At 59.5% G+C, this 16,350-nt stretch carries 15 protein-coding genes; 11 read left to right on the top strand and 4 right to left on the bottom strand.

What is annotated here, in order from left to right; translation table 11 throughout:
* Window positions 1-17 precede the first annotated feature (17 nt).
* From nuoJ to nuoN, 5 genes are read left to right on the top strand one after another with little or no spacing between them, the layout of a single operon-like run.
* On the top strand, window positions 18-536 hold the full coding sequence (gene nuoJ, locus ACN0XM_RS02430) for an NADH-quinone oxidoreductase subunit J (RefSeq protein ID WP_417565324.1): 519 nt from the start codon (window positions 18-20) through the stop codon (window positions 534-536).
* Window positions 536-844, top strand: a complete 309-nt coding sequence (gene nuoK / locus ACN0XM_RS02425; RefSeq protein ID WP_417565323.1) for an NADH-quinone oxidoreductase subunit NuoK — start codon at window positions 536-538, stop codon at window positions 842-844. The genes nuoJ and nuoK overlap by 1 nt, the downstream gene beginning before the upstream one ends.
* Window positions 841-2,715 carry an NADH-quinone oxidoreductase subunit L gene (gene nuoL, locus ACN0XM_RS02420; RefSeq protein WP_417565322.1) on the top strand — a complete coding sequence of 625 codons (1,875 nt, stop codon included), beginning with the start codon at window positions 841-843 and terminating at the stop codon, window positions 2,713-2,715. Before nuoK ends, nuoL begins: the two co-directional genes overlap by 4 nt.
* A complete protein-coding gene (gene nuoM / locus ACN0XM_RS02415; protein ID WP_417565321.1) occupies window positions 2,712-4,250 on the top strand; it encodes an NADH-quinone oxidoreductase subunit M in 1,539 nt (512 codons plus the stop codon). Before nuoL ends, nuoM begins: the two co-directional genes overlap by 4 nt.
* Entirely contained in the window at window positions 4,247-5,683 is a 1,437-nt protein-coding gene (nuoN, locus tag ACN0XM_RS02410; RefSeq protein WP_417565507.1) for an NADH-quinone oxidoreductase subunit NuoN, read from the top strand. Before nuoM ends, nuoN begins: the two co-directional genes overlap by 4 nt.
* Here the strand turns inward: nuoN and ACN0XM_RS02405 are convergent.
* From ACN0XM_RS02405 to ACN0XM_RS02395, 3 genes are all read right to left on the bottom strand, one after another.
* On the bottom strand, window positions 5,680-6,990 hold the full coding sequence (locus tag ACN0XM_RS02405; protein ID WP_417565320.1) for an NAD(P)/FAD-dependent oxidoreductase: 1,311 nt from the start codon (window positions 6,988-6,990) through the stop codon (window positions 5,680-5,682). The two genes, nuoN and ACN0XM_RS02405, sit on opposite strands and share 4 nt — an antisense overlap.
* 214 nt (window positions 6,991-7,204) lie before the next feature.
* Window positions 7,205-7,810, bottom strand: coding sequence for a TetR/AcrR family transcriptional regulator (locus ACN0XM_RS02400; protein WP_417565319.1), 606 nt, complete (start codon window positions 7,808-7,810; stop codon window positions 7,205-7,207).
* A 70-nt stretch (window positions 7,811-7,880) separates the two neighbouring features.
* The gene (locus tag ACN0XM_RS02395) at window positions 7,881-9,989 is read right to left on the bottom strand and encodes a 4Fe-4S binding protein (RefSeq protein ID WP_417565318.1); all 2,109 of its coding nucleotides are present in this window, start codon (window positions 9,987-9,989) and stop codon (window positions 7,881-7,883) included.
* Between the two features lie 109 nt (window positions 9,990-10,098).
* On the opposite strand from ACN0XM_RS02395, the gene yghU reads away from it, so the two are divergent.
* On the top strand, window positions 10,099-10,971 hold the full coding sequence (gene yghU, locus ACN0XM_RS02390; RefSeq protein ID WP_417565317.1) for a glutathione-dependent disulfide-bond oxidoreductase: 873 nt from the start codon (window positions 10,099-10,101) through the stop codon (window positions 10,969-10,971).
* Window positions 10,968-11,528 (top strand): TIGR00730 family Rossman fold protein, encoded by a 561-nt coding sequence (locus ACN0XM_RS02385; protein ID WP_417565316.1) that lies wholly within the window; start codon window positions 10,968-10,970, stop codon window positions 11,526-11,528. The genes yghU and ACN0XM_RS02385 overlap by 4 nt, the downstream gene beginning before the upstream one ends.
* A 28-nt stretch (window positions 11,529-11,556) precedes the next feature.
* Here the strand turns inward: ACN0XM_RS02385 and ACN0XM_RS02380 are convergent, their stop codons facing one another.
* Entirely contained in the window at window positions 11,557-11,733 is a 177-nt protein-coding gene (locus ACN0XM_RS02380; RefSeq protein ID WP_417565315.1) for a hypothetical protein, read from the bottom strand.
* 239 nt (window positions 11,734-11,972) lie between these two features.
* Here ACN0XM_RS02380 and ACN0XM_RS02375 point away from each other — a divergent pair, with 239 nt between their 5' ends.
* From ACN0XM_RS02375 to ACN0XM_RS02360, 4 genes are read left to right on the top strand one after another with little or no spacing between them, the layout of a single operon-like run.
* Window positions 11,973-12,674, top strand: coding sequence for a GntR family transcriptional regulator (locus ACN0XM_RS02375; RefSeq protein WP_417565314.1), 702 nt, complete (start codon window positions 11,973-11,975; stop codon window positions 12,672-12,674).
* 60 nt (window positions 12,675-12,734) lie between these two features.
* Complete coding sequence (locus ACN0XM_RS02370) at window positions 12,735-13,943, top strand: CaiB/BaiF CoA transferase family protein (RefSeq protein WP_417565313.1); 1,209 nt, start codon at window positions 12,735-12,737, stop codon at window positions 13,941-13,943.
* 10 nt (window positions 13,944-13,953) lie between these two features.
* Window positions 13,954-15,255, top strand: a complete 1,302-nt coding sequence (locus tag ACN0XM_RS02365; protein WP_417565312.1) for a TRAP transporter large permease — start codon at window positions 13,954-13,956, stop codon at window positions 15,253-15,255.
* A gap of 40 nt (window positions 15,256-15,295) precedes the next feature.
* Window positions 15,296-16,342, top strand: coding sequence for a TRAP transporter substrate-binding protein (locus ACN0XM_RS02360; RefSeq protein WP_417565311.1), 1,047 nt, complete (start codon window positions 15,296-15,298; stop codon window positions 16,340-16,342).
* Window positions 16,343-16,350: the final 8 nt, after the last annotated feature.

Below are 16,350 nucleotides of genomic sequence, written 5' to 3'. Positions count from 1 at the left end.
TCAGGAGGAGAAGACCCATGGAGCTGGCATTTTATCTGAGTGGTCTGGTGGCAATACTGGCTACGGTGGGTGTGATTACCGGTAGAAACCCGGTCCATGCCGTGGTCTATCTCATCGTGTCGCTCATTGCGGTGGCCCTGGTGTTCTTCGCCCTGGGTGCACCCTTCGCCGGAGCCCTGGAAATCATCGTTTATGCCGGCGCCATCATGGTCCTGTTCGTGTTTGTGGTGATGATTCTCAATCTGGGTGAGGGTGCCGATACCTCTGCAGAGGACTGGCGCCATCCCCGGCACTGGATCGGTCCCGCGCTGCTGGCCCTGGTCTTGCTCGCAGTGCTTGTATACCTGTTAAATAGCGGCGACATGGCGCGGGCCATTAATGGGGAGCTGGTGACCGCACGGGCGGTGGGGCTGATTCTGTTCGGACCCTGGCTCATGGTTGTCGAGTTGGCGGGCCTGCTGTTGCTGGGGGCACTGGTGACGGCGTCCCATGTGGGGCGCCGATCGAACCCATTGCGGCAAAGGAGTGGTTCCTGATGGCGGGTATTCCCATGGAACACGGCCTGATTCTGGCCGCCATTCTGTTTGTGTTGGGTCTGGCGGGCCTGATGGTGCGGCGTAACATGCTGTTCGTGCTGATGAGCCTTGAGGTGATGCTGAACGCGGCGGCGCTGGCCTTTGTGGTCGGCGCCACGGCCTGGAACCAGCCGGATGGCCAGGCGATGTTCCTGCTGGTGATCACCCTGGCTGCTGCCGAAGCGGCGGTGGGACTGGCGCTGATGATCCAGCTTTACCAACGGGTACGGTCCCTGAATCTGGATCTGGTCAGCAGGATGCGCGGATGATGGAGCTTCTGGTTACCTTGTCATTTGCTTTTCCCCTGCTCGGGACCCTGGTGCTGGCGCTCTCCGGCGGTCGTCTGGGACCCCGGGTGGGCACCGCGCTGGGGGTGGCCAGTGTTGGCCTGGCGGCCCTGGCGACGGCCGGGGCGATTGGTCTTAATACGCCCCAAGACGGAACCCTGCGCTTTACCCTCTGGACCTGGATTGACGCCGGGACGTTCAGGCCAACCATTGGCCTGGCTGTCGATGGCCTGGCCCTGGTGATGATGGCGGTCATTACCGGCGTGGGTTTTTTCATTCATCTGTTCGCGGCCTGGTATATGGCGGGAGAGGCGGGAATCACCCGGTTCTACGCCTGGATGAATCTGTTCGTCTTCAGCATGCTGCTGCTGGTGCTCGGGGACAATCTCCTGCTGCTGTTCCTGGGCTGGGAAGGTGTCGGGCTGTGCAGTTACCTGCTGATTGGCTACTACTACCAGAGCAGCGCCAATGGCCGGGCCGCATTCAAGGCCTTTGTGGTGACCCGGATTGGCGATGTGTTTCTGGCGCTGGGTCTGTTCCTGATCTTCCGGGAGCTGGGGACCCTGGATATCCAGCAGGTGATGGCGCGGGCATCCGAACTCTGGTCGCCAGGTGACCCGACTGCCACTCTGGTGGCCTTGCTGGTACTGGGCGGTGCGTTGGGCAAGTCGGCTCAGGTGCCGCTCCATACCTGGTTACCCGACGCGATGGCCGGTCCGACTCCGGTATCGGCCCTGATTCATGCGGCTACCATGGTGACCGCCGGGGTTTACCTGATAGCGCGACTGCACGGGATTTTTCTTCTGGCCCCGGACGTCCTGTGGCTGGTGGGCGTGATTGGTGCGGTCTCGTTGTTGCTCGCAGCGTTTGCCGCTCTGGCCCAGACCGACATCAAGCGGATACTGGCCTATTCCACCATGAGTCAGATCGGGTACATGTTTCTGGCCCTGGGCGTCGGGGCCTTTGATGCCGCCATCTTCCATCTGGTTACCCACGCGTTTTTCAAGGCGCTGCTGTTCCTGTCTGCGGGTGCCGTGATCACCAGTTGCCATCATGAACAGGAGATGGCCAATCTGGGAGGGCTGAGAAAGCGGCTGCCGGTGGCTTACGCCGGCTTCCTGGTGGGCGGTGCCGCTCTGGTGGCTCTGCCGCTGGTAACGGCCGGCTTCTACAGCAAGGATGAGATCCTGTGGCAGGCCATGGCTGCCGGCCAGCCCGGGCTTCTGGTTGCCGGTTTGCTGGGTGCGTTCCTGACCTGCCTGTACACAGTACGGCTGATTCTCGGCACCTTTCACGGCCAATATGGCAGCGACAAGGCTAGGAACGCCGAGCCGGGCACTCACCTGCTGACGCATCACCTGCCCCTGGGAGTGCTGGCGGTATTGTCCACCTTCCTGGGCGCCTGGCTGTACCCGCACCTGGGGAGTCTCTTCCCATCACCGCCCGGGGCCAGTGCGGAGACTGGCCATACCCTGATTCAGGTACTTGCCATCGGTACGGTAATTGCCGGCCTGGCAGTGGCAGGCTGGCTGTTCCTGGCGCGGGCCCAGTGGCTGCGCCGGCAGGCCCGGCAGGGAATCGGCGCCCGGTTGTGGTCGCTATGGCACCGCGGCTGGGATTTTGATGCCCTGTATGACCGGCTTTTGGTCAGGCCCTGGCAATTCCTGGTACGCATGCTGAGGCACGATCTCGTTAATATGACCCTCAACCTGCTGGCCCTGCTGGCAAAAGCCCTCAATGGTGGACTGGCGCGGGCCCAGAATGGCCGAGTTAGCAGTTACGCCACCGGGATGATTCTGGGGGCCACCGTCATCCTGCTGGCGTTGATCCTGTTGCCGGGCGGTGTCTCATGATCCTGGTCTGGCTGATTCTGATTCCGTTCCTGGGTGGCCTGCTGTGCTGGCAGGCCGACCGCTGGGGCGAACAGGCACCGCGCTGGATTGCCCTGGCGACCATGCTGTTTGTGCTGGTGATCAGCCTGTGGCTCTGGCTCACCGGTGACTTTGTCCTGCCCCAGGGGGGGCAGTATCAGTGGCTGCTGGAGTGGCGTGCGCCCTGGATTCCCCGGTTTGGCATCGAGATCCATCTCGCCATGGATGGCCTGTCGCTGATCCTGGTGGCCCTCACGGGTTTTCTCGGCGCCCTCGCGGTCCTGTGTTCCTGGCACGAGATTGGCCATCGCATCGGGTTTTTTCACCTCAACCTGTTGTGGATTCTTGGTGGGGTGGTCGGTGTGTTCCTGGCGCTGGATCTGTTCCTGTTCTTCCTGTTCTGGGAAATGATGCTGGTACCCATGTATTTCCTGATCGCTCTCTGGGGCCACAGCGGTTCCGCCGGCCAGACCCGGATTCGCGCCGCCACCCGCTTCTTCATTTACACTCAGGCCAGTGGCCTGCTGATGCTGGTGGCGATCCTGGCCCTGGTGTTTATCCACTTCGGCAATACGGGCCAACTGTCGTTCAGCTACGACGTGTTGCGCCAGACAGAGGTGCCGGAGGCCATCGCTCCCTGGCTGATGCTCGGGTTCTTTGTAGCGTTTGCGGTCAAACTGCCGGTGGTGCCCCTGCACGGCTGGTTGCCCGATGCTCACGCCCAGGCACCTACCGCCGGCAGTGTAGATCTGGCGGGCATACTCCTGAAAACCGCCGCATACGGCATGCTGCGTTTCGGCCTGCCGCTGTTCCCGGAGGAATCCGTCGCCTTCGCCCCGATTGCCATGACCCTCGGCCTGGTCAGCATCATTTATGGCGCCGTGCTGGCCTGCGGACAGCAGGACATCAAGCGGTTGATCGCCTACACCAGCATTTCCCACATGGGCTTCGTGCTGATTGCCATCTACTCCGGCTCGGAATTGGCGATACAGGGTGCTGTGGTGTTGATGGTGGCCCACGCCTTCTCCTCGGCCGGGCTGTTCATCCTGAGCGGGCAGCTTTACGAACGCATCCATACCCGGGACATGCGGACTATGGGTGGGCTCTGGGGCCGGATACCGGCCCTGCCAGGTTTTACGCTGTTTTTTGTCGCCGCCTCCCTGGGCATGCCGGCCACCGCGAACTTTGTGGGGGAGTTCATGATCCTGTTTGGCACCTTTCCGACCGCCCCGGTGGTGGCTGTGATTGCCAGTGCCGGGCTGGTGCTGGCCGCCATTTATTCCCTGACCCTGATGCAGCGGGTGCACTTCGGGCCAGCGTACCGGGAGGGTGCGCTGCCGGGCCCAGACTGGCGAGAGTATGTCATGATGTTGACCCTGCTGGCCCTGGTGCTTCTGGTCGGACTTTACCCCCAGCCCCTGCTGGACACCACCGCCGGCCTCGCAGCGTCCATTGCTGAGCTATTTGTGGGTAGTGCCGGTGACGGGCTGGTTGAGTTGTCCGGGGAGGTGCGCTGATGCTGACGGCGGCCCACCTTCTCACGTTATTGCCCCTGATCATTGTCGGTTCAACCGCCGTGGTGGCCATGCTCGGGATTGCCTGGCAGCGACATCACGCGGCCACGGCCCTGGTGTCGGCGGCGGGGCTGGTTTTCGCCCTGCTAGTCTTGCCCCTGACTTATCCGGCGGCAAGCTCCCCGCCGCTGATGCAGATGGACGGGCTGGCGATCATGGCCGGCGCGCTGATCCTGTTATCGGCTCTGGTGACGGTCATCCTGAGCCATCACTACCTGACCGGTTATATTGGCCCCCGGGAAGAGTTCTATCTGCTGTTATTGTGCGCCACGGCGGGCGCCCTCGCTCTGGTGGCCAGCAATCATCTGGCAATGCTGTTTATCAGCCTTGAACTGCTGTCCATGCCCCTCTACGGCATGCTGGCCTACAGCTTTCGCGCCGAGCGGTCACTGGAGGCGGGTATTAAATACCTGCTGCTGTCAGCCGCGGCTACCGCCTTCCTGCTGTTTGGTATGGCGCTGATCTACGCCCGCACGGGCAACCTGAATCTGGCCGGCCTGGCCGGCGCACTGATCGGCGCGCCGGATGCCTGGATGCTTGCCGGCGCCGCGCTGATAGTGGTCGGGCTGGGCTTCAAACTCTCGGTGGTGCCCTTTCACCTGTGGACGCCGGACGTCTACCAGGGTGGCCCGGCACCGGCGACCATCTTTCTTGCCACGGTAAGCAAGCTGGCGGTGTTTGTGGTGCTGCTGCGTTTGGTGCATGCGGCGCCTGTATTCAGCAGTGAATGGCTGCAGACACTGGTTACGGTGCTGGCGCTTCTGACCATGCTGGGCGGTAATCTTCTGGCCCTGTTCCAGGCCAATCTCAAGCGTCTGCTGGGTTATTCGTCCATCGCCCATTTCGGGTATCTGCTGGTGGCCATCGTGGCGGGCAACGCTCTGGCGATGGAAACCACCGGGGTCTATCTCATCACCTATCTGGTGACGACCCTGGCGGCTTTCGGCGTGGTTACCCTGGTATCCAGTCCCTTTGGCGGTGAGGATGCGGATGGGCTGCCGCTCTATCGCGGCCTGTTCTGGCGCCGGCCCTACCTGGCGGCCGTGATGACCGTCAGTTTCCTGTCACTTGCGGGCATCCCGCTGACCGCCGGGTTTATCGGCAAGTTCTATGTGATAGCGCTGGGTGTGGCTGACAGTCGGTGGTGGCTGGTGGGTGGCATCGTCACAGGCAGTGCCATCGGCCTTTACTACTACCTCCGGGTGATGGTGACGCTGTACCTGCCGGAGCCTGGCATGCGCCGGCGGGATGTGACCAATGACTGGGGCAGCCGCATTGGCGGGGTGACCCTGATGGCACTGGCTGTGGCGATACTCGTGCTGGGTATTTACCCGGCGCCCATGATCGACTGGGTCCGACAGCTCAGCATCGGTTAGTGCAGCTTGAGTCTGGGGTGCATGGCCCGACTGATCCGGTCCATCAGCCAGATGATGCCGGTCCGCAGCACGCCGTGCAGCGCGACCTGATGCATCCGGTAGAGTGACAGATAGAACAGGCGCGCAACCTTGCCTTCGATATACATGCTGCGGCCGGACAGGTTGCCCATGAGGTTGCCAACGGTGGTGTAGCGGCTGAAGTTGATCAGCGAGCCGTGGTCGTTGTAGACGAACGGTACTGCCTTGCCGCCATCAAGCCGGTTGCAGAGCGTCTTGAATAAGGTGTCGGCTTGCTGGTGCGCCGCCTGGGCTCTGGGCGGTACCGGCCGGTCGGAATCAGGCTGCGGGCAGGCAGCGCAGTCGCCAAGGGCAAAGATATCGGCATCCTGAGTGGTTTGCAGGGTCTGCTCCACGACCAGTTGGTTGCTCCGGTTCACTTCCAGTCCTTCCAGGTCTGCCAGGAAAGCCGGTGCCTTGATGCCTGCGGCCCAGATGGTCATCTCCGAGGGCAGCTCGGTACCATCTTTCATGATGATGCTGGTTTCCCGGACTTCGCTGACCGGTTGGCCGGCAAGTACCCGTACCTTCTGATGCTCGAGCTCTCGGGTGGCCGCCGCCGAGAGCCGTGCGGGCAATGCTGGCAGAATCCGGTCAGCGGCTTCTATCACACTGATCGAGACGTCTGATGCCTGTAGGTGATTCATGCCGTATACGGGCAGTTCCCGGGACGCCAGGCGCAGCTCTGCAGCCAGTTCCACTCCGGTCGCGCCGGCGCCAATAATAGTGATGTTCAGTGTGTGCTCCGTGCCCTGCAAGGCCTCGTGATTCTTGCGCAGAAAGGCGTTGAGCATGAGCTTGTGGAACCGGCGGGCCTGTTTCAGACTGTCCAGGAACAGGCAATTGTCCTGGGCGCCGGGGGTGCCGAAATCGTTGGCGGTGCTGCCCACGGCAATCACAAGAGTGTCGTAGCTGATGTGCCGTTCGGGTACCACCTCTGCGCCGTCCTCGTCGCGAAACGGGGCAATGGTCAGTTTTTTGGCGGCACGATCCAGCCCGCTCATCCGGCCCAGCTGGAATTCGTAATGGTGCTTCCGGGCGTGGGCCCGATAGTTGATCTCGTTGGCATTGGCGTCCAGGGAGCCGGAGGCCACTTCGTGCAGCAGGGGTTTCCAGACATGAGTCAGACCGGAATCCACAAGGGTAATGCGGGCCTTGCGCTTTTTACCCAGCTTGTTGCCCAGGCTGGTGACCAGTTCAAGACCGCCAGCGCCGCCGCCGACGACCACAATATGATGAAGGTTATCCATGACAATCAGACCTGTAAGTGAAGAGAGCCAAGCGCTCTTCCAGGAAAACGTTTGGCTGTCCTCACTGGGAACTGTCAGGAACCACTAAAAAGGTAGGGTGCTAATATTGCCACGCTAGCGGCATAAATAGTAACGCGGGGATGGCGGCCGGCACAATTCTACCTAAGTGCCGCTACCTTCAGCCCCGGCACTCGGGCACCGGGGCGCGGGCGGTTCAGTGGTGGGTGCGAAAGCCGTCCAGAATGGCCGCCATATCGTCACCAAGATCCCGCATGGCTTGCGGATCCAGATTCCGTTCTCCCATGGATCTCAGACCCATGATCTGGGCCTGAAGCAGCCGGGCAAGGCGACTGCAATCCACTGATTGAACCAGCTCGCCCCTGGCTCTGGCCTGTTCCAGCAGATCCGCGATGGACTGCTCAATGGCGGCAAGGATGCTGTTGGCCTGGGCGGCCAGGGCCGGGTGTGTGTTGCTGGATTCCAGCAGCGTTTTCACGATCATACAGGCCCGTGAGGGGGCAACGTTTTCGTCGCCGCAACGGCAGGCGATGCCGCGCAGATAGTCCTGCAATCCGTCAACGACAGAATCGTAGCCTTCCAGGTGTGCGGAGAGTTCACGACCACCTTCTTCTGCGTAAGCGGCAAGGGCTTCCGAAAACAGGCCATCCTTACTGCTGAAGGTGGCGTAGATGCTGCCCGGACGCATGTCGAGGGCCTGCTCAATCTGCTTCATGGAGCTGCCGTGGTAGCCCTTTTCCCAGAATAGCCCCACCGCTTTTTCCAGAGCGGTTTTTCTGTCGTAACGTGCATGTCTGGCCATAACAACGAATCACCAATACCGTGTTTTGAATGACTGCTCAATTATAGCTTGAATAATCGATCAATAACAGTCAGCTGGCGTCGGTTGCCAGAATGTCTTGCTGCCTCACCCGTTTCTTGTTTTCGAGCCGTTTGTCGACGCACTGTTCTTCGTCCTTGAGGATAACGACACACTCGAGGCATTGAATGCACTCGTCATAGTCTATCCGGCCGTCCTTGCGAATGGCGTTGATACCGCACTCATTCTTGCAATGCTGACAGGGATTGCCACACAGCTCGACCCGGTCCAGCCAGCTGAACAGCCGAAACCGGCCAAGCACCGCAAGGCCGGCGCCCAGCGGGCACAGGTAACGGCAATAGAACTTGTGAATGAACATGCCGATGACCAACAGAGCTGCGGCATAGAGCACGAACGGCCAGGAGCGAACGAAGAACAGGGTGATACTGGTTTTGAAAGGCTCCACTTCCGCCAGTTTTTCGGCGATGGTCAGGGAGTAGAAAGCGGTGCCTACCAGACCGACCAGTATGGGGTATTTGAGCAGGATCAGGCGCCGGTGCCATTGCTCGGGCACCCTGATCTGGCGGAATTTCAGTTTTTCACCCAGCCAGGCGGCCATTTCCTGGAGGGCGCCGAACGGGCAGAGCCAGCCGCAGAACAGGCCGCGGCCCCAGATAAACAGCGTAATGAACGTGTAGATCCAGAGAATGAAGAGAACCGGGTCGAGCAGGAAAACATCCAGCGAAAAACCGTCCCAGATCGCCAGGAACAGGGTATAGATGTTGACCACGGAGAGCTGGCCCTGGGCGTAGAAGCCGATAAACAACAGGGTGAAACACAGGAACCCCCATCGGAACCGGTGCACCAGCTTCGGGTTTCGGCTCAGGGTTTTCTGTCTGGCAAAGAAGATCGTCAGCACGGCCAGGCCCAGAACCAGCAGTGAGATCTGCCACCAGCGTTCTTTCCAGAGTCCGATCCAGACCGGCTGCCGGGTGTCCTCCGGTCTGGGGGCAACCTCCACGGTTTCAAACAGCTCTTCATTGAATTGAACCGGGATATCCAGGGATCTCCGGTCTACCACCAAGTGATTGCGGGCCAGCTCGACATTGAGCTTCAGCTTGGCCTCGGCGCCGGGATTGAAGCCGGCATTGCCTCCGATCCGGAACAGATGGCGGGCATCAAACGAGGGCATGCCGGCGGCGCGGAAATCCAGATTCTGATCCAGCAGGTTAAGATCGCGCATTTCCACCGCCAGGTTGTTCTGGGTAAGACCGACACGGTCGGGAGAACTGCCGGGAACAAACTCGCCGGAAACATGGGGAAAGGCGCCGCGGGACATCACAGCCAACACCTGCGCGCCGTCATCGAGGCGTTGCATCAGGTGCTGGTAGCCGTCGTCTCCCAGCAGGTTGCGCCCCACCATGGGCGAATTGATATAGCCGAAGAACAGTTCGGTAAAGGGGGCGCCTTCCGGCGGCTCGATGTCCATGGGGTAGTCGGATAACGGTCGACCCAGTTCGGCCTCCATGGACTCGCTGGCCATCTGCCAGTGTCCGATGTAACCGCGATCGACCATCTGCTGCCAGGACATCGGCTGGTAGAAATCCGGTTTCGCCCTTGTGGGCGCACTCTGGGCAAAGCCCACGAGTTTCTTGCGCGCCACTTTGAGGGCTGAAGACAGTACGGTGTCGTTGATGATCAGGACTGAGACCGTGGCCTTGCTGACACCGTCAAAATGGACCACGTTGCCGTCACTGGTTCGCCCGGAACGGCTGGAATTGGAGGTGCTGACAATAATCTGCTCTCGAAGCGAGTGCCCTTGGTATTGATCTACGAATTCGAACAGGGGCTCTTCGCCGAGGCCATGCAGAAAGACCGGCTCATGATGATTCAGCACCTTCACTCCGGTGAAGCGGCCTTTGGTATCCAGGCCGATAAGCATGCTGATGGGCTTGCCGGCGAAACCCTGGAGACGGCTGTGGTCAACGGTCTCGTAGGCGTAGCCAAGCAGCTCCTGGAGTTGATACACCGGATACACGGGAAAATCGGGCAACTTGTCTTCAATGACCGTTGCCGAGGGGAACAGCTCCTGGATCAGCGCCCGTTTGCTGTTTGACAGCTCGGCCTGAACCTGGGGCAACACGAACAGACAGGCAAGAAGGAGCACAATGCGCCCTGCCATGGGGTACTCCTGTGGTTCTTTTTGTTTGATCTTCCATGCTAGAGTTTTCGGCTTCGGGCTCAATGCGACCTCGGAGCCACCTGACTGCTACTTTGTGAGGAGAAATGCCATGACCGACGCTACCTACACGCCACCGAAAGTCTGGAAATGGGACTCCGAGAGCGGAGGTCGGTTTGCCAGTATTAACCGCCCCATCGCGGGTCCGACCCATGACAAGAAACTGCCGGTTGGCAAGCACCCCCTGCAGCTTTACTCGCTGGCGACGCCCAACGGCGTAAAGGTGACGGTGATGCTCGAGGAGCTGCTGGAGCTGGGGATTAAAGAAGCCGAGTACGATGCCTGGCTTGTCAAGATTACCGACGGCGACCAGTTTGGCAGCGGCTTCGTGGAGGTGAATCCCAACTCCAAGATTCCGGCGATGATGGACCACAGCGTGAATCCATCCATCCGGCTGTTCGAGTCCGGTTCCATCCTGCTCTATCTGGCGGAAAAATTCGGGGCTTTCCTGCCCAAAGACATCGCAGGTCGCACCGAAACCCTGAACTGGCTGTTCTGGCAGATGGGCAGCGCCCCCATGCTCGGTGGCGGCTTCGGTCATTTCTATGCCTACGCGCCGGAGTATTACGAGTACCCGATCAACCGCTACACCATGGAAGTGAAGCGTCAGCTGGATGTGCTCGACCGCCAGCTGGCAAACAACCGCTACATCGCCGGCGATGAGTACACCATTGCCGATATGGCTATCTGGCCCTGGTACGGCGCCCTGGTGAAAAACAAGGTGTACGACGCGGCCGAGTTCCTGGAAGCCCACACCTACACCAACGTCATTCGCTGGGCCGATGAGATTGCCCAGCGCCCGGCGGTCAAACGCGGGCGCATGGTGAACCGTACCTGGGGTGAGCCGGAAAACCAGCTCCACGAGCGCCATGATGCCCGCGATTTTCAGACTCGGACTCAGGACAAGATCGGGGATGGCGAATGAGGATTGCGGTCTATTGCGGCTCCCGGTCGGGCAACGATCCGCTCTACGCGGACAAGGCCCGGGAGCTGGGTGACTATTTCGGTCGCACTGGCATTGAGCTGGTGTTTGGCGGTGGCCATGTCGGACTGATGGGCGTGGTGGCCGATGCAGTACTGGCCGCTGGCGGCCGGGTTCATGGGGTTATCCCCGAGCATCTTCGGGACCGTGAGCTGGCCCACTCCGGCCTGACCGAGCTGCATGTGGTTAAGAACATGCACGAGCGCAAGGCCCTGATGGCTGATCTGGCGGACGGGTTTGTTGCGCTGCCGGGTGGCATCGGCACACTCGAAGAGCTTTTTGAAGCCTGGACCTGGGGGCAACTGGGGCTGCATCGGAAGCCCTGTGCGATCTACAACGTCAACGGGTTTTTCGACCCTCTTCTGGCCATGGCTGAAACCATGGAGCAGGCGGGCTTTCTCAAGCAGAAATACATCGACATGCTAATCCGTGCGGAGCAGCCCGATGAGCTGCTCCGGGCATTTCAGAACTACCAGGCTCCCGGGGAGAAGTGGTTGTGAGCAATGGCAACCCGGTGTATCCGGGTTGCTACTCCTTACTTTCCTTGGCCTTCTGAATGGCTTCCAGTTTTTCGTGCAACAAGGCCTCCAACTTGATCAGTTTCTCCCGGTTCTTCTCATTTGGCCGATTGGTGTACAGATCAACGTAGGTTCTGGTGATCTCGCTCAGCATCGGGTGGAGCTTCTTGTAGTCTTCCTCGCTCATGATATGCCCTCCTTTGGGACTTCCGTGACTTCTCTCCTTCACTATGGTGCATCCCTGACAATGATCAAGGGTCAGGTTAGTTTTGCGGCAACCATCAGGAAAAGCGGCTTACCGGTGCGGCAAAAAAATCACCGAATTTCAGTTCGACAGATCTCGCTTTGACTCAGATTGCATGCAATCTATAAGAATCAGTAGATTTTTCGTGCGAAAAATATGGCAGTAATGAAAAATTGTATGCTATGTTCAGAAATATGCAGACTACAACAAACACCAAATGCACAGAAAGTGCCTCACCTCGAACAGCCGCCTCAGTGGTCGCTGACGGTATCAGACAGAGAGTCCTGAACGGCACTTACAGCCCGCATGAGTATGTGCGAGAGGCAAGTGTTGCTAAAGAGCTGCAGGTAAGCCGGACTCCAGTTCGCGAAGCACTCAGAGAACTTGTCAGTGAAGGTTGGCTGGAAGCGATACCGCATCATGGCTGTCGGGTTGTGTCCTGGACGGAAACTGATGCACGTGAAGTCTTCGATATCCGCCTTGTACTGGAGCCTTTGGCAGTGGGGGCCGCTTGCCGACAGGTTTCTCCGGAACTTCTGAGTCACTTGCGAAGGCTTTGCCGTGAGATGGAGCTGGTGAGCGAGCGGGTTCCGACAGAGCCGGAAGCCCGGAATCGATTGGCAGAACTGAACCATGAGTTCCATCAACAGCTTACCGAGGCCAGCGGAAACCGCCGCCTGGTCGGTCTGCTCGAGAGCCTCGTCCGCAGCTCTGTCATCCGGCGAAATTTTGCCAACTATGAGATGGCACATTTGCGACGCAGTATGGCCCATCACGACGAAATTCTTCAGGCCATCGAGGCTCGCAATGCGCAGTGGGCCGAAAGTGTGATGCGGACGCATCTGCTGGCAGCAAGAAGTCTGCACGTCGGGAGCAGTTCATGACCGGGGATGGTCCGAAATAACGAGTTACACACTTAGACAACCATGGGACCTACAAAAACAATGCCCAGTTCAAATACAACCATGCCATTGCAGGATATTCGTGTACTGGAACTCGGCCAGCTGATTGCCGGGCCATACTGTGGCCAGGTCCTAGCGGACTTTGGCGCCGAAGTCATCAAGATAGAGCCCCCGGGAAAGGGCGATGCCATGCGCCAATGGGGTCAGACCGACGCCAACGGCGACCCGTTGTGGTGGAACGTGATTGGCCGCAATAAAAAGAGCATGACCCTTGATCTTCGGCAACCCGAGGGTCAGGACGTTCTGAGAAAACTGGTCGGCAAGGCGGATATTCTGGTCGAGAATTTCCGGCCCGGCACCATGGAAAAGTGGGGCCTTGGATACGACGTTCTGGCCGCGATCAACCCCGGTCTGATCATGGTTCGGGTAACAGGTTTCGGGCAGGACGGGCCCTATTCCAGCCGGGCCGGGTTCGCCTCCGTTTGCGAAGCGATGGGCGGATTACGGTACCTCAGTGGTTATCCGGACCGTCCTCCGGTGCGGGTCGGCATTTCCCTGGGAGACACGCTGGCCGGACTTCATGGAGCCCTTGGCGCTCTTGTGGCCCTCCAGCACCGGGAGCGGACCGGCAAAGGTCAGATTGTCGACAGTGCGATCTACGAATCAGTGCTCGGCATGATGGAGAGCCTGATCCCGGACTACGCGAGGGCCGGCAAGGTCCGAGAGCGCAGTGGCAGTTTCCTCCCAGGTATTGCACCCTCGAATGCCTACCCTGCCAGAGACGGCCGTGATGTGATTATCGGTGCCAATCAGGACACCGTTTTTGCGAGGTTATGTAAAGTGATGGGGCAGCCCGGCCTTGCTGAGCATCCGGATTACGCGACACACCGTGCACGGGGCGAGCATCAGCAGGCGATAGATGATCTTGTCTCTGCCTGGACCCGGCAGCACGACTCCCAGCACATTGTTGACATGATGGCGAAGGCGGGAGTGCCCGCGGGGCTGGTCTTTGCCGCGCCGGAAATGCTGGATGACCCCCACTTCATTGCCAGAGAGGCCATTGTTGAAGTGCCGGACCGCCATGGCAAGCCACTGCCCATGCAGAACGTGTTTCCAAAACTCTCTTGCACACCTGGCCAGGTTCGGCATGTGGGTGTGTCGTTGGGGGCGCACACCGAGGAAGTGCTGAAAGAGCTTTTGCAGATGGAAGATGCTGCTTTGGCTCCGCTTCGCAAACAGCACATCATCTGAGGGCCGTGCCATGGAATCCATTCTTGTTGTTCTGATCCTGCTTGCCTGCATCGGCCTGGGGCTTCCTATTTTCCTGGCGCTGGGGCTCTCAGGCCTCGCGGGTCTGTATATGGCCAAGGGCTCACTGGCATTTTTCTTCGCGCCAACCTCCCTGTTTGGCCAGCTCAATGCGTTTGAACTGATAGCCCTGCCGTTGTTCATTCTCATGGGTAGCCTCCTGGGGGCCACGCCGGTCGGCGCCAGTCTGTTTCACGCGGCGGTGAGATGGCTCAACTGGTTGCGGGGAAGTCTGGCGATATCCTCTGTGGGTGCCTCCGCCATGTTCGGTGCGGTGTCCGGTGTCAGTCTGGCCGGTGTTGCGGCGGTCGGCTCGATCGCCGTTCCGCAGATGCTGGACAGAGGCTACAGTCGATCGCTGGCCGCCGGCAGTGTGGTCAGTGCCGGCGCCCTGGCCATGCTGATTCCGCCTAGTGTGCCGTTCATCATTTACGGGGCTGTCTCCGGCGTATCAGTGGCAGATCTGTTCATCGGTGGCATAGTACCCGGGATCGTACTGGCCCTGGCGCTGTGCGTTTACATCTATATCCGGGTTCGCCTGAAGCCGGAGGAAGCTCCGGTTGCCACCGAGCGTTTCAGCTGGGGTGAGCGTTTCCGGAGCCTGGGTAACATCTGGCACTCGGCCCTTCTGGTGGTTGCCGTACTGGGCTCCATCTATACCGGCTTTGCAACACCCAGCGAAGCCGCCGGTGTGGGTGCCCTGGGCGCGCTGTCCATTGCTACCCTGATTTTCCGGAGCCTCTCCTGGAAGCACTTCCTCCAGATCATGGCCTCCACGGCCCGGATTAGCGGCGCCATTCTGCTGATCATTGGATGCGCCAAAATCTTTGGTGATTACCTGAATCTGGTCCAAGTGCCACAAATCCTTTCGGAAGCTCTTACGACCTCCGGGTTGCCCGCCTGGGCCATCCTTGTTGTGCTGATGCTAATGTTGGTTGGCCTGGGAATGATCGTGGATGCCGTGTCGCTGATCGTGGTTACCACGCCGGTCCTGCTGCCAGTAATTACCGCACTGGGTTACGACCCTCTCTGGTTCGGGATCATTCTGGTGCTAAACCTTGAAATAGCGGTAGTAACGCCACCGGTGGGCCTCAACCTCTATGCCCTCCGTGGCGTGTGCCCTGAGCTCTCGGTTGAGGAAATTATTCGGGCTGCGCTTCCTTTCGTAGCGGTTCAGTTCCTGGTGCTGATTTTCTTCGTGCTGTTCCCGGAAGTCAGCCTCTGGTTGCCAAATCTCATGAGATTTGGTGGTTGAAGAAACGAGTGACGCAACAAAAACAATTAGGAGACATACCATGTCCGTAACACGTCGAAATCTTTTGAAGTACAGCCTTGGTGCAACGGCTGGCGCAGCCGTTCTCGGAACCGGGTCACTGCTGTCCCCTTCAGCCCGCGCGGCAACTACCCTGACCGGGGTGTATTACATTCCACCCTCCTACAAGGCGATCAGCTACGCGCCAGATGGCTTTGTCCAGCGGCTGCGTGACTATAAGGGCGCCGATATCAAGGTTGATTATTACCCTTCCGGTCAGCTCCTCAAGGCCGATGAACAGCTGCCCGGGCTGCGTTCGCGCAGTGTCGACTTCATGTTCCATACTACTTCGTATATTACCCGTTCAGTCCCGATTCTCGGGATCACAACCCTGCCGGGGATTGTCGGCGTTCTTTATGAACACCCGGAGCGCCTAGCCAAAGGCAGCCCGCTGTTTAATCTGATCAACGAGCAGTTGGCGAAGGACAACCTATACATGCTCAACGCCGGCGGTGGGGTGCTGCAGCCGGAATATATCTGGAGTACCAAGGCCAGTCCCGTGCGTCAACTGGAAGATCTGCGTGGCAAGAAGATCCGGGTGGTCGGTTTTGAGGCCACGATGGCGCTGGAAGAATACGGCGTGGCGGCGGTACGGATTCCGTCCTCCGAGACCTATCTGGCGTTGCAGCGCGGAACCGTGGATGCCGGTGTTTTCAATATCTCAACGGTGGTTGGGCGAAGCCTTCAGGAGCAGTTGGCCTATTGTTACCAGCTGCCCACGACCGGTTATACCGTGGCGCCGTTCATGCTGAGAGATCGCTGGGATTCCTTGGAGCCAGAGTTGAAAACGGCGTTTGAGCAAGCGTCCGAATGGTATGCCGACAACTTTGCACCCTACGCCAACAATGAGGTGTATCCGAATGAGTACTGGCCAAAGGTGAAAGCCGCCGGTGTTGAGATCATTGCGCCCTCCGCCGAGGACATTGCTTCGTTCAATAAGGCCATCCAGCCAGTCTGGGAGCACTGGGTCGAAGAAGTGGGTCAGGAGGTTGGACACAGGGCCATCAAACTCGCTCTCGGCGAGGAGTGAAGGTGAGC

This window comes from Marinobacter sp., assembly GCF_048269445.1.
Lineage (GTDB): Bacteria > Pseudomonadota > Gammaproteobacteria > Pseudomonadales > Oleiphilaceae > Marinobacter.
This window is presented reverse-complemented; position numbering and strand designations above follow the sequence as displayed.

What these genes read in the sequence shown, in the direction of transcription:
- nuoJ (WP_417565324.1), top strand. Translation starts at nt 18, where the DNA reads ATGGAGCTGGCATTTTATCTGAGTGGTCTGGTGGCAATACTGGCTACG.
- nuoK (WP_417565323.1), top strand. Translation starts at nt 536, where the DNA reads ATGGCGGGTATTCCCATGGAACACGGCCTGATTCTGGCCGCCATTCTG.
- nuoL (WP_417565322.1), top strand. Translation starts at nt 841, where the DNA reads ATGATGGAGCTTCTGGTTACCTTGTCATTTGCTTTTCCCCTGCTCGGG.
- nuoM (WP_417565321.1), top strand. Translation starts at nt 2,712, where the DNA reads ATGATCCTGGTCTGGCTGATTCTGATTCCGTTCCTGGGTGGCCTGCTG.
- ACN0XM_RS02405 (WP_417565320.1), bottom strand. Translation starts at nt 6,990, where the DNA reads ATGGATAACCTTCATCATATTGTGGTCGTCGGCGGCGGCGCTGGCGGT.
- ACN0XM_RS02400 (WP_417565319.1), bottom strand. Translation starts at nt 7,810, where the DNA reads ATGGCCAGACATGCACGTTACGACAGAAAAACCGCTCTGGAAAAAGCG.
- ACN0XM_RS02395 (WP_417565318.1), bottom strand. Translation starts at nt 9,989, where the DNA reads ATGGCAGGGCGCATTGTGCTCCTTCTTGCCTGTCTGTTCGTGTTGCCC.
- yghU (WP_417565317.1), top strand. Translation starts at nt 10,099, where the DNA reads ATGACCGACGCTACCTACACGCCACCGAAAGTCTGGAAATGGGACTCC.
- ACN0XM_RS02385 (WP_417565316.1), top strand. Translation starts at nt 10,968, where the DNA reads ATGAGGATTGCGGTCTATTGCGGCTCCCGGTCGGGCAACGATCCGCTC.
- ACN0XM_RS02380 (WP_417565315.1), bottom strand. Translation starts at nt 11,733, where the DNA reads ATGAGCGAGGAAGACTACAAGAAGCTCCACCCGATGCTGAGCGAGATC.
- ACN0XM_RS02375 (WP_417565314.1), top strand. Translation starts at nt 11,973, where the DNA reads ATGTTCAGAAATATGCAGACTACAACAAACACCAAATGCACAGAAAGT.
- ACN0XM_RS02370 (WP_417565313.1), top strand. Translation starts at nt 12,735, where the DNA reads ATGCCCAGTTCAAATACAACCATGCCATTGCAGGATATTCGTGTACTG.
- ACN0XM_RS02365 (WP_417565312.1), top strand. Translation starts at nt 13,954, where the DNA reads ATGGAATCCATTCTTGTTGTTCTGATCCTGCTTGCCTGCATCGGCCTG.
- ACN0XM_RS02360 (WP_417565311.1), top strand. Translation starts at nt 15,296, where the DNA reads ATGTCCGTAACACGTCGAAATCTTTTGAAGTACAGCCTTGGTGCAACG.